Source organism: Yersinia vastinensis (assembly GCF_044905075.1).
GTDB classification, from domain to species: domain Bacteria; phylum Pseudomonadota; class Gammaproteobacteria; order Enterobacterales; family Enterobacteriaceae; genus Yersinia; species Yersinia vastinensis.
This window is the reverse complement of record NZ_CP173260.1, coordinates 1,173,216-1,190,714: the sequence shown is the minus strand read 5'-3', so window position 1 is coordinate 1,190,714 and position 17,499 is coordinate 1,173,216. Positions and strand designations below refer to the sequence as shown.

Here is a 17,499-nt window from a genome sequence, read left to right as displayed (position 1 = left end):
CATCACTTCCAAAACGTAAAATTCCGCAGATTCTGCTTATGCGCGCAGATTGACGTTAATCGTCTCTTGCGGTCGGCCATTAGCCGTACGGCGCGTATCGTTATTTTGACGATCCGCAACCTCAAGAATATCTTGGTTATTAACCAGTTCTGCCAACGTGATGTTGTTAAGGAAGCTGCTAATACGCTCGCTCAAATCACGCCATAAGGTATGAGTCAGGCAACGATCGCCACCTTGACACCCTTCTTTACCCTGACAGCGGGTAGCATCGACAGATTCGTCAACGGCGGTGATCACTGCACCGACCGCGATTGCTGATGCATCTTTACCCAGCAGGTAACCGCCACCTGGACCACGAACGCTGGCAACTAAGCCATTTTTGCGTAACCGTGAAAAAAGCTGTTCCAAGTAGGATAATGAAATCCCCTGACGCTCAGAAATATCTGCCAGAGGAACTGGCCCGTCCTGGGAATGTAATGCCACATCAAGCATGGCGGTCACGGCATAACGGCCTTTGGAAGTCAGTCTCATAGCTAAAGTTACCTGTTGGTGAAAACAAGCCAGAATTCTGACATTCTTGAGTGTTTTAGTCAACTATTTAACCTAGTGATTCACTCAAGTATTATTGACTGATTCCATTTTCAACAATATCAATTAGTTTTCATAATAACCAATTGATATAAAGCATTATTTTTTGTCGTTTTGCGCGTTGGTATCTGTGCCACGCTGTGGGTATTTATCTTGTTTTTCAATGGATGTCAGCATCCCACGCAGGATATTAAGCTCCTGTGCCTCTGGTCGTGCACGTGTAAACAGACGGCGCAATTTACTCATAATCTGGCCCGGATGTGCCTGACGGATAAAACCAGTGTGGGATAAAACTTGCTCCAGATGCAGATAGAAACGCTCCAGATCATCCACGAGTGGATAAGGTGCTTCCTCTTCTTCTACTCTCGGTGCTGCGGCTTGCTGGCGATCAAGGAATGCCACCCGAACTTCATAGGCTAATATTTGTACTGCCATCGCCAGATTCAATGAGCTGTATTCTGGGTTTGCCGGGATAGCTACGTGATAATGGCATTTTTGCAGCTCCTCGTTAGTGAGGCCCACGCGTTCACGGCCAAACACTAGCGCAACAGGAGCATGCTCTGCTTCGCGTGCACTGCGAACACCGCATTCACGCGGCTCTAGCATCGGCCAAGGCAACGTGCGAGAACGAGCGCTGGTGCCAACCACCAAGCTGCATCCTGCCAACGCTTCATCTAAGGTCTCAACAATAGTGGCATTGCCAATCACATCACTGGCACCAGCGGAGAGCGCAATCGCTTGAGAATCCGGTTTTACCAAAGGATTGACCAGATACAAATTGGTTAATCCCATTGTTTTCATGGCCCTGGCTGTTGAACCCATATTGCCGGTGTGTGAGGTCTCAACCAAAACGATACGAATATTGTGTAACATACAAACTCTAAAGATAACGGGGAATCGCCATATCTTAACACAGACATAGGCATTTATCAGATCCCCTGCTATACTATGCGCCGTTTCTCGTTCTTTAACATCCTAGTGGAAGATACCCATGCATCCGATGCTGACTATCGCCATACGCGCTGCGCGTAAGGCCGGTAACCTGATTGCCAAAAATTATGAAACCCCGGACGCTGTCGAAGCGAGCCAAAAAGGCAGTAATGACTTTGTTACTAACGTTGATCGTGAAGCAGAGCGCCTAATCGTTGAGATTATCCGTAAATCTTACCCGAAACATACCATTATTGGTGAAGAGTGCGGTGAGTTAGAAGGCGAAGACAAAGATGTACAATGGGTTATTGATCCACTGGATGGCACTACTAACTTCATCAAACGTCTTCCTCATTTCGCTGTTTCTATTGCAGTACGCATCAAAGGCCGTACTGAAGTTGCCGTTGTTTATGACCCAATGCGTAACGAACTGTTTACGGCGACTCGCGGTCAAGGCGCTCAGTTAAATGGTTATCGTCTGCGTGGTACCAACGCGAAAGATTTAGACGGCACTATTCTGGCAACCGGCTTCCCATTCAAAGTTAAACAACACGCACCAGCTTACATTCGTGTCGTGGGCAAACTGTTTGAACAATGTGCAGATTTCCGCCGCACCGGTTCTGCGGCACTGGATCTAGCCTATGTGGCAGCAGGTCGCGTAGATGGTTTCTTCGAGATCGGTTTAAAACCTTGGGATTTTGCTGGGGGCGAGCTGTTAGTGCGTGAGTCTGGTGGTATCGTGACTGACTTCGTTGGTGGCCATAACCATTTCAGCTCAGGAAATATTGTTGCCGGTAACCCACGCGTTGTAAAAACCATCCTTAGCGAAATAAGAGATGAACTCAGTGATGCATTGAAACGTTAATTCCACGCGAATAATAGTTTCAAATCAAAAGCCAGTCAGGGTCAACCGACTGGCTTTTTTGTTGGGGAAATTTAGCGCCCAAAGGGCCGAATGCCACCGATGAAGTCCGGCTGACTCGAGAAATAAAGCAGTATCCCGGCAAACAGCAAGATAATGCCGCCAGTGAGAGCCAATGTGCCCCATGCTATTGCCCCCCAGGCCGCAGGTGCCCTATCACGGCTTAAGCGCACCGCCAGCCGCCGTGCATAGTGGACGAACAGGGCTAATAACGAAATAGTTAATGATGTTCCTATTGCCATGGCGATGGCTGACAAAATTCCCCACCAGTAAACACCAAGCACCTTGGAAAATAACAGCACCATAATTGCGCCAGAACAAGGCCGCATTCCCATTGCCAGAATAATCGCCAGACGGGTGCGCCAATCATCCCCCGCTTGTAGCTCTTGGGTGCTCGGCATATGGCGATGCCCACAGCCGCAGTTATCACTGTGAACATGATCTGCACTCAAAGGCTGTATTTGCTGGATATTCATTTTTTGCGGTTTTAATCTTTTTATCTGTAGATAAAGCCGCTTTATCGCTCGCAAGCACAACAAAATCCCCAGCGCGATAACCAGCAGAAAGCTGCCTTTTTCCAACCAGAAGCTGCTTTGGTGTAAATAGCGAGAGGAAAGTCGCAATATACCCAATAGCACCGTCACCAGCAGAATCGCCACCCCGCCTTGCAGTACTGATGCAGCAAAAGTGAGCTTTAAACTGCTTTTTAACTGGGCAGGATGAGTCGCTAAATAGGTCACGATCACCACTTTTCCATGCCCTGGCCCCATCGCATGCAGCACACCATAAATCAGGCTAAACACCATTAACGCTAACCCTGTCTGATGCGGATTAACTTTAACTTGTTGTAGTAACTGTGCCATCTGCTGATGCATGCTTTTTTGCCAAACTACAGTCTTGAACAGCAACTCCGGCCAATAGAGCCATGCAACATAACCGCCGCCGGCCAAGAACACCAAAAATAGCAACAATGGCCATAAATTAACTAACCAGTGCCGAGGCCGTGAAACCGCAGAGATCCCTACTGACATTGCACTGTGACCCGCTGTGCAAATTGTTTCCCAAGTTCCATATCTTCTCCTGGTGAATCACTCTTATCCAATGACAGCGCATAAGCCTGTAATGAAGCATTCGGATTTGGTGTAAATAGGGTTAATTTACAGTTTTTCTCCATTTCGGCCGATAACCTGACCGCTTTATCTTCGGCATATGTCATATCCACAAAGTAGGTAGGATCGTATGTCGAGATAATAAAAGGCTTTCCGACTAAGGGTTGCGGTTCCGCCAATGGCAAAACAAACGTCAATACAGCCTGATGGCCCTTACGGGACAGATGATATTCTGTCGGCAAATTTTTATATTTCACCGGATGACCATCCCGGTAAATATCGGTGAAATAATGTTGTCCAAGCACGTTGGCCATAACTTCGGCCGCCAGTTTTTTCCAGATTTCAGAATCACTTTTGGCATTTTCTGCGTCATACAGCAGATCTGCAGACGTCATTTCATCCATCGTCCATACCATTTTTATTCCCACCAGCGTCTCTTTTTCACTGATGAAAGTCGCATCCATATCGATAAAGCTATGCGGATGAGCCTCTACTAACTGGCTATAAATCAAAGCACCGCCAGCGAACAGCATGGCTATCAGCCGTTTAATGACAGATGACGTGTTATAACATAACATACGTGAATCAATCCTTGGAAATTCCGCGATAACTGTGATGTAAGTTGTAAGTCGATGTAAAAGCCTCTGACTTCAGTAAACCGAATAGAATCTCTTTTGCTATGCTTAATAATGATGAATAACAACAGAATCCATCACAGAAGGTTATATGCGCTTGGACACGTCTACTGTGCCCCAGTTACTTGATCAACCACTATCCGGTCAACAACGCCGTTGTCATATGTTACTGATGCTATTTATGCCTGCATGCACAGTAAAACTGGACACGATCAGCCAATTTAATGGCGTCGAACTGCCAACTACCCGGCAAGATATAGCCGAGGTTGCCAATGAAATCCAGCGTTTCTACCATTTGCAGCTCAATAGCGATAACCACTGTTTGATTCAGGGTAGCCGGCTCGACAAAAGGCTCTGCTTTATCCATTGGCTGCGCCGTGGGCTACGCTATTGTCCTCAGTTTGTTGAGCACTATTTTGCCCCCAGTTTATATGATGCTTTATCATGGAGTAACCCTCTGATATCTGAGGATTTGCCCCATATTATCAGCCAATGTGAACCTTTTCTTAATCGCCAACTCAATGAGAAAGATCGTCAGTTTTTGCAACTGTATTTGGCCTATTGCGCTTGGGAAAACCGCCAGCAAGTTCTCCCTGAACTGACGCCCCCTCAGCGCCAGTGGCTAACCCGCAAGCCAGCATTAACTGCAGCAGACAATTTATTTCATTCATTTAATCCGTTGTTAGGTAACCCCCTCGATACCATTGAGCGGGATGTACTCATTCTGATGCTAACAATGATTAAGGCACACAGTTATCACAGTACTCAATCAGCGGAAGATTCGCGATTGATCAAGGCTATCGACCAGTTAGTCACGCGTTTTCAACAGCTTTCCGGTATGACTTTAGGCCGTAATGATATGTTGATGAACCAGCTTTTTGCTCATCTGGCTCCCGCAATTGAACGCTGTTATTTCAATATCGGCATTGATAATTCATTACTGGAAGAAGTCATCCGTAAATACCCTCGGCTACTGCGCACCACCCAACAAGCTTTGGCAGATTTTGAGCAGGAATACCAGATTCAATTCTCGGTTGATGAAGTTGGCCTGATTGCAATCAGTTTTGGTGCCTGGTTAATGCAGGAGAATGCATTACAGGAAAAGCAGATTTTATTGCTGACGCGGAATAACCCGGCATTGGAAGAGCAAGTCGAGCAACAGATTCGTGAGTTGACACTCTTGCCGTTGCACATTAAATACTTGCCCTATGAGACGTATTTGCAATCCGGCGCCCCTGCAGGGACTGCCGTGGTACTAACTCCATACGCCGTGCAGCAACCTGAATCAACCCCTCCGCTGATTCAGGTATTATTACCGCTGACAACACAACAACATGAACAATTACGCCATTTATTGGCGTTACCCTAGCTGGCGAGATCCTCGGGTGTCGCAACGACTCGCGGTCGGATAAACAGCGCGGGGATAACAATCAATGCCATGACCCAGAATACTCCGCCCTGATAATGCTCAAACAGGAAACCTGAAATAACCGTCATCACCGCAATCCCTCCCCCCATCGCCAGAGCAGAGTAAACCGACTGCAAGCGGATAACATCCGGCCCTCGTCGGGCAGCAATAAAGCGCATTGCGGCCAAATGGCAAACGGTGAACGAACCACAATGCAGGATTTGAATCAAAATAAGCCATGGCAACTCAGTTGTTGAGGCCATCAGGCTCCAACGAATAATGCCACTGATGGCGGAAAGCAGTAACAGGCTGCGGGCAGTCCAGCGGCGGAAAAGAACATTACTGAAGGCAAAGACCAAAATCTCGGCCACAACGCCTAACGACCATAAATAACCGATGGTGGCGGCGGAGTAGCCCGCGTCTTTCCAGTAAATAGAGCTAAAACTGTAATAACCCGCATGTGCGCCCTGCAATAAAGTGACGCAGAGTAAAAAACGCCAGACTTGCGGCTCAGACAGCAATTCTTTCCAGCGAGTCGCTGCAACATCACGGTGCTTAATTTCCCCCTGTGGCATCACGCTTGGCTTCAGCAATGCTCCCAACAACATAGCGGACACACCGAAAAGTAAGCTGTAAAGAATGGCCGGATGGCCCCAAACAGAGACCAGTTTCCCCGTCAGCGCAGAGCCAATCACGAAAGCAAGTGACCCCCACAACCGGACTTTACCGTAATCCATGGTTATCTGTTTTTGCCAAGTGGCTGCCAGCGCATCAGTCAATGGCACTAATGGGCCAAAAAACAGGTTAAAGCCAGCAATAATCACCATCAACCAGGCCCAGCCATTGCCAAACCAAAAACCAACAGCAAAAGCCAATGTCAGCAAGGCCAAGATACGGATGGCCGTCACCAAATAGGAGGGGTCTTTAACACTCGGAGCAATAATTAGGCTGCCGAGAAAACGGGAAATTAATCCGGCGCCCAGCAAAATACCAATAGTTTCAGGTGGTATCCCTTCCCCTTGCAACCAGATGCCCCAAAAAGGCAGGAAAATGCCATAAGAAAAGAAATAGGTGAAATAGCTGAGCGACAGCCAGCGTGTTGATTGCAATACCATGAATCCCTCCGAGGTCAGCCAGTTACTGTGACAGAGGCCTCGCCTGCTAGCAACGTTGTAATCATGTAAACATCGAGTTTGGTACGAAGTTCACATTTAAAGCGGGTAAATAGCACAATACTGACAAGTTATGCAGCCATCTTTGCATGATAAACCAACACCATTCATCCGTCAGGTAGGCATAAAAAAACCCGCATCTGCGGGCTTTTTTAGGAACAAATCATTCTAACAATATTAAGCGTAGACCGGGAAGCGAGCGCAAATAGCCAGAACTTTCTGTTTGATACGCTCGATAGTTGCTTCGTCGTTGATGTTATCCAGCACATCACACATCCAGCCAGCCAGCTCGCGAGATTCTTCTTCTTTGAAACCACGGCGGGTGATGGCCGGGCTACCAATACGTACGCCAGAAGTCACAAACGGACTTTTCGGGTCGTTAGGTACGCTGTTTTTATTCACGGTAATGTTGGCGCGACCTAAGGCTGCATCGGCATCTTTACCCGTGATATTTTTATCAACCAAATCAAGCAAGAACAGATGGTTATCCGTCCCGCCGGAAACGACTTTGTAGCCGCGTTCCAAGAATACCGCCACCATGGCTTTTGCGTTCTTCGCCACTTGCTGCTGATAAACTTTGAACTCAGGTTCCATTGCTTCTTTCAATGCGACTGCTTTACCAGCAATAACATGCATCAATGGGCCACCTTGGTTCGCAGGGAACACAGAGGAGTTCAGTTTCTTATACAGCTCTTCGTCACCGCCTTTCGCCAAAATCAAGCCGCCACGTGGGCCAGCCAATGTTTTATGCGTGGTCGTCGTCACGATGTGTGCATGTGGAACTGGGTTAGGGTAAACACCAGCAGCCACCAGACCGGCTACGTGAGCCATGTCCACAAAGAACCATGCGCCGATGCTATCAGCAATTTCGCGCATTTTTGCCCAATCAACGATACCGGAATAAGCAGAGAAGCCGCCGATGATCATTTTTGGTTTATGAATTTCGGCCTGACGCGCCATGTCTTCATAGTCAATCTTGCCAGACTCATCGATGCCGTAAGGCACGATATTGTACAGTTTACCGGAGAAGTTAACCGGAGAGCCGTGGGTCAAGTGACCGCCGTGCGCCAAGTTCATACCCAGAACGGTATCACCGGGTTGCAGCAAAGCAGAGTAAACGGCTACGTTCGCCTGAGAACCGGAGTGTGGCTGAACGTTCGCATAATCAGCGCCAAACAACTCTTTAGCACGGTCAATTGCCAGCTGCTCAACGATGTCGACATACTCACAGCCACCGTAATAACGCTTGCCCGGATAGCCTTCAGCATATTTGTTTGTTAACTGAGAACCTTGCGCCTGCATAACACGCGGGCTGGTATAGTTCTCAGAGGCAATCAGTTCGATGTGCTCTTCCTGGCGCACCACTTCTTGCTCCATTGCACGCCATAGATCTGCATCATAATCGGCAATGTTCATTTCACGCTTTAACATCCGGCTCTCCTGACTTAGCTAACATTTGGGTTCTGCCACACAGTGTAAACTGTTTCCCCCCCGTTAAGATAGGTCTTGACAGAGGTTTTTACGCAAACGATTGGCTCTAGGCTGCGTAAGGCTTTGACCTGTTCAGAGTTCATCCAAAGCAACGGAAATATCCTCATATTCATTATGTGATTTTTTCATATTCTGTGAATTGATACGACGATGTAATCCCCTATAAGCGCAATGTGCATTTACAAGTTAGGCTGCGCTCTATAAGATGCATTCAAAATACATGTATTGATTTGTATCTTATAACCCCCAGTCATTAACGTTGTCGTTGCCGATGATGAAGGGGAGAAAATAGTTAAGGAGCGCCACATGCTGGACCAACAAACCATCGCGACTGTTCAATCTACCATCCCACTGCTTGCCGCCACTGGGCCGAAACTGACAGCACATTTCTATGATCGTATGTTCGAGCACAACCCTGAACTGAAGCATATTTTCAATATGAGCAACCAGTTCAATGGCGATCAGCGCGAAGCCCTGTTTAATGCCATTTGCGCCTATGCGGCAAATCTTGAGAATCTGGCCGCCTTACTCCCCGCCGTTGAACGAATCGCCCAAAAACATACCAGCCTGAATATTCAACCGGAGCATTACTCTATCGTTGGTCACCATTTAATAAGCACGCTGGATGAAATGTTCTCCCCAGGCCAAGAAGTTTTAGATGCTTGGGCTAAAGCCTATGGTGTACTGGCGGATGTTTTTATTACACGGGAAAGCCAGATTTACGAGCAGGGCGAAACCAGTACCGGGGGTTGGCGCACCTTACGTCGTTTCCGCATCATCCAAAAAGAGATGCAAAGTGAGATTATTTGCAGTTTTGTATTAGCGCCCGAAGACGGTGGACGAGTTCTGGATTTCAAACCCGGCCAATATTTGGGTATCTATATTGAAGATGAGCAACTTGAATATCAGGAAATCCGCCAATATTCTCTGACTGCCGCGCCAAACGGGAAAACATACCGCATTGCAGTGAAACGTGAGGAACAGGGAACGGTTTCTAACTATCTGCACCAAAAGTTGGATGAAGGTGACACCGTCCGTGTTGCTCCTCCGCGTGGCGACTTCTTCTTAGATATTTCATCAGCTACGCCGGTGGCCTTGATTTCCGCAGGTGTGGGCCAGACACCAATGTTAGCGATGCTAAATACACTGCATAATCAACAGCATTCTGCGCCAGTACATTGGTTGCATGCGGCTGAAAATGGGCGAGTTCATGCATTTGCCGATGAAGTTTCCACTATTGCAGAAAACATGCCGAACCTTAGCCGCCATGTGTGGTATCGCGAACCTGAAGCGCAAGATATTCAGGGTGAAAGCTATCACAGCAAAGGGTTGATGGATCTGAGCTCACATCAGTGGTTGGCAGCAGATCCCAACAGACATTATTACCTTTGTGGTCCATTGGGCTTTATGCAATTTGCTGCTCGCCAGTTATTGGCACAAGGTGTGGCTGCTGAGCGAATTCATTACGAGTGCTTTGGCCCACATAAAGTTATTTAAGTATTGAATTTATTTACTTTGTCAAAGGGAGCATATAAGGCTCCCTTTTCATCTCTGCTATAAAAAATCCGTCTGCTTATTGTTTTTAAATGTGGTAGAACGTGATTTAGATCTCATATATCCTGCTTTAATATTGCCACGATGAGATATTCAGACGAATGTCTAAATATTCATATAACTGAAAATTAATCGTACGGCTAAAATTATCCCCTGATTGTTTATTGCCCAGAGGCATCATTTAGTGTCGGGCGAATTAAGGCTGAATTGACCTACCATGAGTAAGAAATTCATTAAAAAAGAAGGGTTAGCATTGGTGTCCATGGCGCGCTATTTAATTGGTGAGTGCGCGGGCAATCGGCTTAAAACTATCGATGAATTATCTGATGATTTCGGCATTTCTGTTGGTGTCGTTCAGCATGCATTAAAAGTGCTGGAAGCGGATGGCGCGATTATTGTTGAACGTCGGGGCCGGAATGGAACTTTGCTTATTGACCTGAATATGCCGTTGTTACTGCAACAGGCTGATTTGGGCAATATGGTTTGTGCTATGCCCCTGCCCTATACCAAACTTTATGAAGGTCTGGCGAGTGGTTTAAGGGAACAATTCACTCTACTTCCTCTTTATTTTGCTCATATGCGTGGCGCGCAAGTGCGTATCGAATGCCTGATTGACGGTATTTACGATATGGCGGTCGTCTCACATCTGGCAGCAAAAAGTTATCTAGATCAAGGGAAAGTCACCGTCGCACTGAATCTAGGCCGTGGGTCTTATGTTGACGGTCACCAACTTATTTGTCGCCGCGGTGAACAACATAATATCCGCCGGGTAGGATTGGATCCACGTTCACCAGACCAATGTCTGTTGACTGAAATTAAATTTTCCGGGCAACCTATCGAGATAGTCGAATTACCCTATAGTGACTGCATTGCACACATTAATCGTGGCGATATTGATGCTGCCATTTGGAATCTGGCAGACGACATTCCTCATGAACATTTGCAAGCCATCAAGCTACAAGGCGATGAACGCTATATTCAAGCTTCGCAGGCGGTGATCCTCATCCGGCCTGATAATCACCCAATTAAATTGCTACTGGAAAAAGGCATTAATGAAACGTTACTGCTGAACCACCAGCGAGCAGTACAGAATGGCGAGAGAGAACCTCGTTATTAATCATAGCCATCTGGCGGCAAGCCAAATTATTTTCTGGGGGTCACTCTTTGGAGATGTGTATTGATGCACGACTGAATATTTTGTGCCAATCAGGGGTTATTGACCCTGATATCGGCCAAGGGTTAGACAAAGTTATCAATCGGTTAGAACATTTTTGGCAGTTACCTGTTCATAGTTCCCAAGGCGTCATGGCCATGACCCATCTGGCGAGTGCATTAATGCGTACCCGCCGTGGTGAAGAGATTCATGCACTGGATCCAGCGATACTAGCGGAAATTATTCAAAGCGAAGATATTCACTACATCCGTGAGATAAATCAGGATCTATTGGCTTATTTTTCACTAAAACCAGCAGAAAATGAAATTGGATATTTACTCGCGAACCTTTACGGTCTATACCTTTCCAGTGATATGCCCACGTTGCGTTAAATAAAATATATCGGGCATAGTGATAGAAAATACAACATCAGGGTCTCTTTATAATAAATATTCAAAATAATGATAATTTAATAAAAATAATTATGCCGTAGCTAATCAGGACATAAAATGTTTTTAAAAACACTATTAAAACAAAATACTAAATTGATTAATGCGGCTATCTCTTTCTGGCTTCAAGGGAAAATCTATCCTGATAGCTACGTAATAGATGTTGAACAAACTGAAGCTAATGCTCGTTTATTGCTGGAAACAGCAAACCACTATCAGATAAAACTGTATCTGATGAGTAAACAGTTCGGGCGTAATCCTGAATTATGCCGTCGCCTGTTGGCTTGCCATTACCAAGGCACAGGTTATCAAGGCATTGTCGCTGTCGATTTTAAAGAGGCGCGGCAGCTTTATCGCCATGGGTTACCGATTGCCCACATCGGCCATTTGGTACAACCGCCTTCTGGCATGATAGATGAAATAGTCCGCCAGCAGCCCGATGTTATTACCGTCTTCTCGTTAGAAAAAGCGCTGGAAATATCTCAAGCAGCACTTCGCCAACAGAGGGTCCAGTCACTCATGTTGAAAGTGTGCCAACCGGGCGATTTGCTCTATGCCGGGCAAGAGGCTGGTTTCGAATTAGATAATCTACCAGTCGTGATTGCCGCTATCGACAACATGCCAGCGGTGAAATTAGTTGGGGTAACACATTTCCCCTGCATGCTGTATGACAGCCCATCACAGCAAACGCTGCCCACCGCCAATATGCATACTTTGTTGGCCGCCCGAGATATTTTGCGGGCACAAGGGGTGAATATTGAGCAGGTGAATGGCCCCTCAGCAACCAGTTGCACCACCCTGCCCCAATTGGCCCAATGGGGGATCACCCACAGTGAGCCCGGACATGCCCTCACGGGCACCATTCCAGCTAATCAGCACGGCGACCAGCCAGAACAGATCTCCATGCTTTATCTGTCTGAGATTTCCCATCATTTTGCTGATAACAGCTATCTTTTTGGTGGTGGCTATTACCGGCGCGGCCATTTGCAAAATGCCTTGGTTTGGCATAATGACCAATTTAGCCAAAGCAAAGTATTACCGATTGATGATGATAGTATCGATTACTGTCTGCGGTTGAAGGGGAAGTTCCCCATCGGCAGCCCGGTGATCATGAGTTTTCGCACCCAAATATTTGTGACCCGCAGTGACGTTGTTTTGATTGATGGCATTAAAAGTGGAAACCCACGCATACTTGGCTGCTATGACAGTCAGGGTAATCAGTTGTCAGAAAAGTAAGTAATACCAATGGAATACTCCTTCCATCGTCACAGTGTCGATGGAAGGGTGAGATTACGCTCACATATACCCCAAATAATTCTAAATGCAGTAAGGCGGCAAGCGAATGAATTCCGATGAGCTTACTTGAGTAAGTGATTCGTGTGATCGAGCGCAGCCAACGCACATGCAAATTGAAGTATGAAGGGTATACTGACTTTCTTCGGAGCCTGCCCGATGATCAATCCCAATGGATATACCTATGCTCATGAACATCTCCATATAGATTTATCCGGATTTAAAAATAATCTGGATTGTCGACTAGACCAATATCAACCCATCTGTGACGAAATGCGGGAATTAGTCAGCAAAGGCGTCGTCAATATTGTTGAAGTAACCAACCGTTATATGGGCCGAAACCCCCAGTTCTTATTAGATCTGATGCGTGACAGTGGCATAAATATCATTGCATCAACCGGTTACTACACTGACAGCTTTTACCCGCCGATGGTGCGCGAGAGTAGCGCTCAACAATTAGCGCGAACCATGATTGATGAGGTTGAAATAGGCATTGATGGCACTGAACTGAAAGCAGGCGTAATTGCTGAAATCGGTACCAGTGAGGGAGTGGTAACCCCTGATGAGGCCAAAGTCTTCCATGCCGCAGCACTGGCTCACCATGCAACCGGCCTGCCTATTTCTACCCATACCAGTTTCAGCACCATGGGGTTAGAACAAATCGCCCTACTTAAACACTACGCGGTCCCACTCGATAAAGTGGTTATTGGTCATTGTGATCTGAAAGAGCAACCAGATCTTATTATGAAAATGATCGATATGGGCGTATATGTTCAATTCGATACCATCGGTAAAAATAGTTATTTTCCTGACGAACGTCGCATTGCGATGTTAGTGACGCTTGCTGAGCATGGATTATTGGATAAAGTCATGCTTTCGATGGATATCACTCGCCGCTCACATTTAAAAGCCAATGGCGGCAGCGGGTTTAGTTATTTAGTTGATTCGTTTGTTCCCATGTTATTGGCCGCAGGGATTTCCCACCATCAGGTGGAAATGATGTTGCGCCACAATCCTAATAAATTTTTCAATACGCAAGGAAAGTGATTATGAAGAAGATTGGCATTGCCGGGCTGCAACGAGAGTTAATACGCGAAATGGTTGAGCAGACGGCACCGAATACTTTTGAAACCTTTATTCTCTCGGATATGGATGCTGCTTTAAAAGTGAAAGAAGGGCAGTTGGATTATTATATCGGCGCCTGTAATACCGGGGCTGGAGCTGCATTATCAATGGCTATCGCAATTATCGGCTATAACAAAAGTGCCACTATCGCCAAACCTGGAATTAAAGCCAAACCAGAGCAAATTGAAAAATGGGTCACTGAAGGGAAAGTGGCGTTTGGCTTGTCAGTCGAACATATTGAACATGCTATTCCACTGTTGATTACGCAATTGCGCTAAGGGGAGCACCGTGGATTATATTCATATTGTTGTGGTGGCCCTCCTGACGGGAATGACCGCCCTACTTTCTCACCGTTCTGTCGCCGTATTTCATGATGGCATCCGCCCTATTCTTCCACAATTGGTGGAGGGAAATATGAGCCGCCGTGAAGCGGGCAGTATCGCCTTCGGCCTGAGTGTCGGTTTTATTGCCTCCGTGGGTATCTCATTTACCCTCTCCACGGGTTTACTTAACTCTTGGTTACTGTTCCTGCCAACAGATATCATTGGGGTATTGGCTATCAACAGTTATCTGGCCTTTGCGCTAGGTGCTGCTTGGGGAATTTTAGCCCTCACCAGCTTACCCGCGGTGAACACCGCATTGACCTCATTGCCGGTGAACTTTATCGGTTCATTGGGGGAATTGAGTAGCCCGGTTATTTCCGCCTTTGCCTTGTTTCCTCTGGTCGCTATTTTTTATCAATTTGGCTGGAAAACAGCGGTTATTTCCGCGTTCATCGTCCTGCTGACCCGCTTACTGATTACTCGTTTTACTGGGCTATTCCCAGAATCCATTGAAATTTTTGTCGGGATGATTCTGCTTATTGGCATCGCCATCGCGCAAGATTTGCGAGCCAAAACCCACTTGGGAGGGGGAGGCGGGCACTCTGTTTTCGAAGAGCGAACCCAGCGAATAATTAAAAACTTGCCGATGTTAGCCATTGTCGGTGGGTTAATTTCAGCGGTGGCCAGTATGAAAATCTTCGGCGGTAGCGAAGTGTCAATTTACACGCTAGCAAAAGCCTACGCACCGGGGATCACACCCGAAGAGTCACTTGCATTGATTCATCAGGCATCATTGGCCGAGTTTATGCGTGGCCTTGGCTTTGTGCCGCTAATAGCCACTACCGCACTGGCGACGGGTGTCTATGCTGTTGCAGGCTTTACATTTGTGTTTGTCGTCGGTTATTTGGTGCCAAACCCATTGCTAGCAGGAATAATTGGTGCCGCAGTCATATCGCTGGAAGTGTTGATGCTCCGCTCTATCGGCAAATGGCTGGGCCGTTTCCCCTCAGTGCGTAATGCCTCCGACAATATTCGTAATGCGATGAACTTGTTGATGGAATATGCGCTGTTGATCGGGGCTATTTTTGCATCGATCAAAATGGCCGGTTATACCGGTTTCACTATCACGACAGCGCTCTACTTCCTCAATGAAGCTATTGGTCGCCCGGTTATGAAGATTGCCGCGCCTGTGGTGGCCGTGATCATCGCCGGTGTTGTGCTTAACCTGTTCTATTGGTTAGGGCTATTTGTTCCCGCTTAATCCATGATGCTTGAAGCCGCTGAAATTTAAGTTAAAAAGCCCGTTCGTCGCAAAACGAAACGGGCTTTTTACTGCATCACGGACGGCAATTAAATTGCTTCTTCATCCTGTTCGCCAGTACGAATACGCACTACGCGTGAAACATCAAAGACAAAGATCTTACCATCGCCGATTTTACCGGTCTGAGCAGTTTGCATAATCGCTTCTACACAGGTATCAACGATATCGTCAGCCACAACAATTTCAATTTTGACCTTTGGTAGGAAATCCACCATATACTCAGCACCACGGTACAACTCGGTATGCCCTTTCTGGCGACCAAAACCTTTCACTTCGGTTACCGTCATCCCGGTGATACCGACTTCAGCCAGTGCCTCGCGGACATCATCGAGTTTGAATGGCTTAATAATCGCGTCAATTTTTTTCATGGTGAATCCCTGTTTACCAATTCTTGCGGCCAAAGCCTGATGTAATCGGATAGCGTCTATCTTTGCCAAAATTGCGGGCGGTGATACGCGGCCCAACAGCTGACTGACGCCGTTTGTATTCATTGATATCTACCAGGCGGATGACTTTACGCACGATAGCTTCATCAAAACCGTCAGCAACCAAATCAGCAACTGACTTATCCTGCTCGACATACCCTTCGAGAATGGCGTCCAAAATATCATAAGGTGGCAGGCTATCCTCATCTTTCTGATCCGGAGCCAGTTCCGCAGATGGTGGGCGAGTGATAACCCGTTGCGGAATCACATAGGAAACAGTATTACGATATTCGGATAATTTGAAGACCAGCGTTTTGGGCACATCTTTCAGGACGTCAAAGCCCCCCGCCATATCACCGTACAGTGTGGCATAGCCTACGGCCATTTCGCTTTTGTTACCGGTGGTTAATACAATACTGCGGCGCTTATTCGACAAGGCCATCAACACCACACCACGGCAGCGCGCCTGAAGGTTTTCTTCGGTTGTATCGCGCGCAGTACCAGTAAACATCGGTGATAATTGGCCCATAAAGGCATCAAACATTGGCTCGATGGAGAGCACATCAAATTCAATGCCTAGGATTTCTGCTTCTTCTTTGGCATCAGCAATACTGATATCTGCGGTGTAACGGAACGGCATCATCAATGCCTGAACTTTATCTTTACCTAACGCATCCACCGCAATCGCCAGTGTCAGTGCCGAATCAATCCCACCGGAAAGGCCAAGAACTGCGCCATTGAAGCCATTTTTTGTAACGTAATCACGTACCGCCAATACCAGCGCTTCATAGACTTGCGCCAGTGGTGGCAACTCTGCGGCGGGGGCCATCATCGGCACCACTTCACACTCATTGAATTCTAATAGTGTGGTTTGTTCAGCAAAAGCAGCCAAACGATGTGTCATATTGCCTGCAGCATCAAACACTTTGGAGCAGCCATCAAAAATCAGCTCATCCTGCCCACCAATCTGATTGAGATACACCAGTGGCAAACCGGTACGCTGGCAATGCGCTGCCATCAGCGTTTTGCGGATATACGGTTTTTCCCGGTTATAAGGCGAGGCATTGATCGATAACACTATTTCCGCACCTGCGGCTTTAGCCGCATCGACCGGGCCATCGAACCAAAGATCTTCACAAATCAGCAGGCCTAACCGATAACCTTTTAGTGTCACCACACAAGTGTCGTGGCCAGCAGAGAAATAGCGTTTTTCGTCAAACACACCGTAATTCGGTAATTGCTGTTTGAAATAGCGCGCTTGCAATTTACCGTCAGCAAACAGCGATAACGCGTTATACAGATTACCCTCTTCCCGCCATGGATGCCCAACCAGCACTGCCGTGTGTTGTGCTGCCGCCTGCAAACGATCCAACTGAGCCTCGCAGCGTTGATAGAAATCATTACGGTACAGTAGATCTTCTGGCGGATAACCGGACAGCGCCAGCTCGGAGAACATAACCAGATCCGCCCCCGCCTTCTGCTGCTCATGCAAGGTTTGCAACATACGTTCAGTGTTGCCTTCGATATCACCGACCAGCCAATTCAACTGGGCCAGTGCAATGGAAAGTTTTCTGCTCATTTGTATTTAAACTCTGTTTTGT

Annotated in this window: 17 protein-coding genes; 9 read left to right on the top strand and 8 right to left on the bottom strand. The window is 47.0% G+C overall.

From position 1 onward, the window contains the following. Nucleotides 1–36: 36 nt before the first annotated feature. Together iscR and trmJ are read right to left on the bottom strand one after the other, a co-directional pair. The gene (gene iscR / locus ACIOG0_RS05475) at nt 37–531 is read right to left on the bottom strand and encodes a Fe-S cluster assembly transcriptional regulator IscR (RefSeq protein ID WP_004707916.1); all 495 of its coding nucleotides are present in this window, start codon (nt 529–531) and stop codon (nt 37–39) included. Nucleotides 532–687: 156 nt separating this feature from the next. Next, a complete protein-coding gene (gene trmJ / locus ACIOG0_RS05470) occupies nt 688–1,461 on the bottom strand; it encodes a tRNA (cytosine(32)/uridine(32)-2'-O)-methyltransferase TrmJ (protein ID WP_050100782.1) in 774 nt (257 codons plus the stop codon). 118 nt (nt 1,462–1,579) lie between these two features. Here trmJ and suhB point away from each other — a divergent pair, with 118 nt between their 5' ends. Continuing rightward, nucleotides 1,580–2,383 carry an inositol-1-monophosphatase gene (gene suhB, locus ACIOG0_RS05465; protein WP_050100784.1) on the top strand — a complete coding sequence of 268 codons (804 nt, stop codon included), beginning with the start codon at nt 1,580–1,582 and terminating at the stop codon, nt 2,381–2,383. A 71-nt stretch (nt 2,384–2,454) separates the two neighbouring features. On the opposite strand, the gene ACIOG0_RS05460 is transcribed toward suhB, so the two are convergent. Beyond that, on the bottom strand, nt 2,455–3,471 hold the full coding sequence (locus ACIOG0_RS05460) for a nickel/cobalt transporter (protein ID WP_050100786.1): 1,017 nt from the start codon (nt 3,469–3,471) through the stop codon (nt 2,455–2,457). Next, entirely contained in the window at nt 3,462–4,127 is a 666-nt protein-coding gene (locus tag ACIOG0_RS05455; protein WP_050100788.1) for a DUF1007 family protein, read from the bottom strand. Before ACIOG0_RS05455 ends, ACIOG0_RS05460 begins: the two co-directional genes overlap by 10 nt. A 148-nt stretch (nt 4,128–4,275) precedes the next feature. Between ACIOG0_RS05455 and csiE the strand changes: the two genes are divergently transcribed. After that, nucleotides 4,276–5,553, top strand: a complete 1,278-nt coding sequence (gene csiE, locus ACIOG0_RS05450; protein WP_050100789.1) for a stationary phase inducible protein CsiE — start codon at nt 4,276–4,278, stop codon at nt 5,551–5,553. Here the strand turns inward: csiE and ACIOG0_RS05445 are convergent. Further along, nucleotides 5,550–6,707 (bottom strand): 3-phenylpropionate MFS transporter, encoded by a 1,158-nt coding sequence (locus ACIOG0_RS05445; protein WP_050100791.1) that lies wholly within the window; start codon nt 6,705–6,707, stop codon nt 5,550–5,552. The genes csiE and ACIOG0_RS05445 overlap by 4 nt on opposite strands. A gap of 234 nt (nt 6,708–6,941) precedes the next feature. After that, entirely contained in the window at nt 6,942–8,195 is a 1,254-nt protein-coding gene (gene glyA / locus ACIOG0_RS05440; RefSeq protein WP_050100792.1) for a serine hydroxymethyltransferase, read from the bottom strand. Between the two features lie 366 nt (nt 8,196–8,561). On the opposite strand from glyA, the gene hmpA reads away from it, so the two are divergent. The 7 genes from hmpA (at nt 8,562) to ACIOG0_RS05405 (ending at nt 15,413) form a co-directional block, all read left to right on the top strand. Continuing rightward, the gene (hmpA, locus tag ACIOG0_RS05435; RefSeq protein WP_050100794.1) at nt 8,562–9,752 is read left to right on the top strand and encodes an NO-inducible flavohemoprotein; all 1,191 of its coding nucleotides are present in this window, start codon (nt 8,562–8,564) and stop codon (nt 9,750–9,752) included. 274 nt (nt 9,753–10,026) lie between these two features. Continuing rightward, complete coding sequence (gene yhfZ, locus ACIOG0_RS05430; RefSeq protein ID WP_050140668.1) at nt 10,027–10,926, top strand: GntR family transcriptional regulator YhfZ; 900 nt, start codon at nt 10,027–10,029, stop codon at nt 10,924–10,926. A gap of 47 nt (nt 10,927–10,973) precedes the next feature. Next, a complete protein-coding gene (locus tag ACIOG0_RS05425; RefSeq protein ID WP_050100798.1) occupies nt 10,974–11,354 on the top strand; it encodes a PRD domain-containing protein in 381 nt (126 codons plus the stop codon). A 117-nt stretch (nt 11,355–11,471) separates the two neighbouring features. Further along, nucleotides 11,472–12,647, top strand: a complete 1,176-nt coding sequence (locus ACIOG0_RS05420) for a YhfX family PLP-dependent enzyme (RefSeq protein WP_050140667.1) — start codon at nt 11,472–11,474, stop codon at nt 12,645–12,647. A 216-nt stretch (nt 12,648–12,863) separates the two neighbouring features. After that, the gene (locus ACIOG0_RS05415; protein WP_050295805.1) at nt 12,864–13,751 is read left to right on the top strand and encodes a phosphotriesterase-related protein; all 888 of its coding nucleotides are present in this window, start codon (nt 12,864–12,866) and stop codon (nt 13,749–13,751) included. 2 nt (nt 13,752–13,753) lie between these two features. Beyond that, nucleotides 13,754–14,107, top strand: coding sequence for a DUF2620 domain-containing protein (locus tag ACIOG0_RS05410; RefSeq protein ID WP_050100806.1), 354 nt, complete (start codon nt 13,754–13,756; stop codon nt 14,105–14,107). Nucleotides 14,108–14,117: 10 nt separating this feature from the next. Next, on the top strand, nt 14,118–15,413 hold the full coding sequence (locus ACIOG0_RS05405) for a YhfT family protein (RefSeq protein WP_072086691.1): 1,296 nt from the start codon (nt 14,118–14,120) through the stop codon (nt 15,411–15,413). An 89-nt stretch (nt 15,414–15,502) separates the two neighbouring features. On the opposite strand, the gene glnB is transcribed toward ACIOG0_RS05405, so the two are convergent. Both glnB and ACIOG0_RS05395 read right to left on the bottom strand, forming a co-directional pair. Beyond that, a complete protein-coding gene (gene glnB / locus ACIOG0_RS05400; protein ID WP_002231018.1) occupies nt 15,503–15,841 on the bottom strand; it encodes a nitrogen regulatory protein P-II in 339 nt (112 codons plus the stop codon). Nucleotides 15,842–15,854: 13 nt separating this feature from the next. After that, nucleotides 15,855–17,477 carry an NAD+ synthase gene (locus ACIOG0_RS05395; RefSeq protein WP_050100807.1) on the bottom strand — a complete coding sequence of 541 codons (1,623 nt, stop codon included), beginning with the start codon at nt 17,475–17,477 and terminating at the stop codon, nt 15,855–15,857. Nucleotides 17,478–17,499 lie beyond the last annotated feature (22 nt).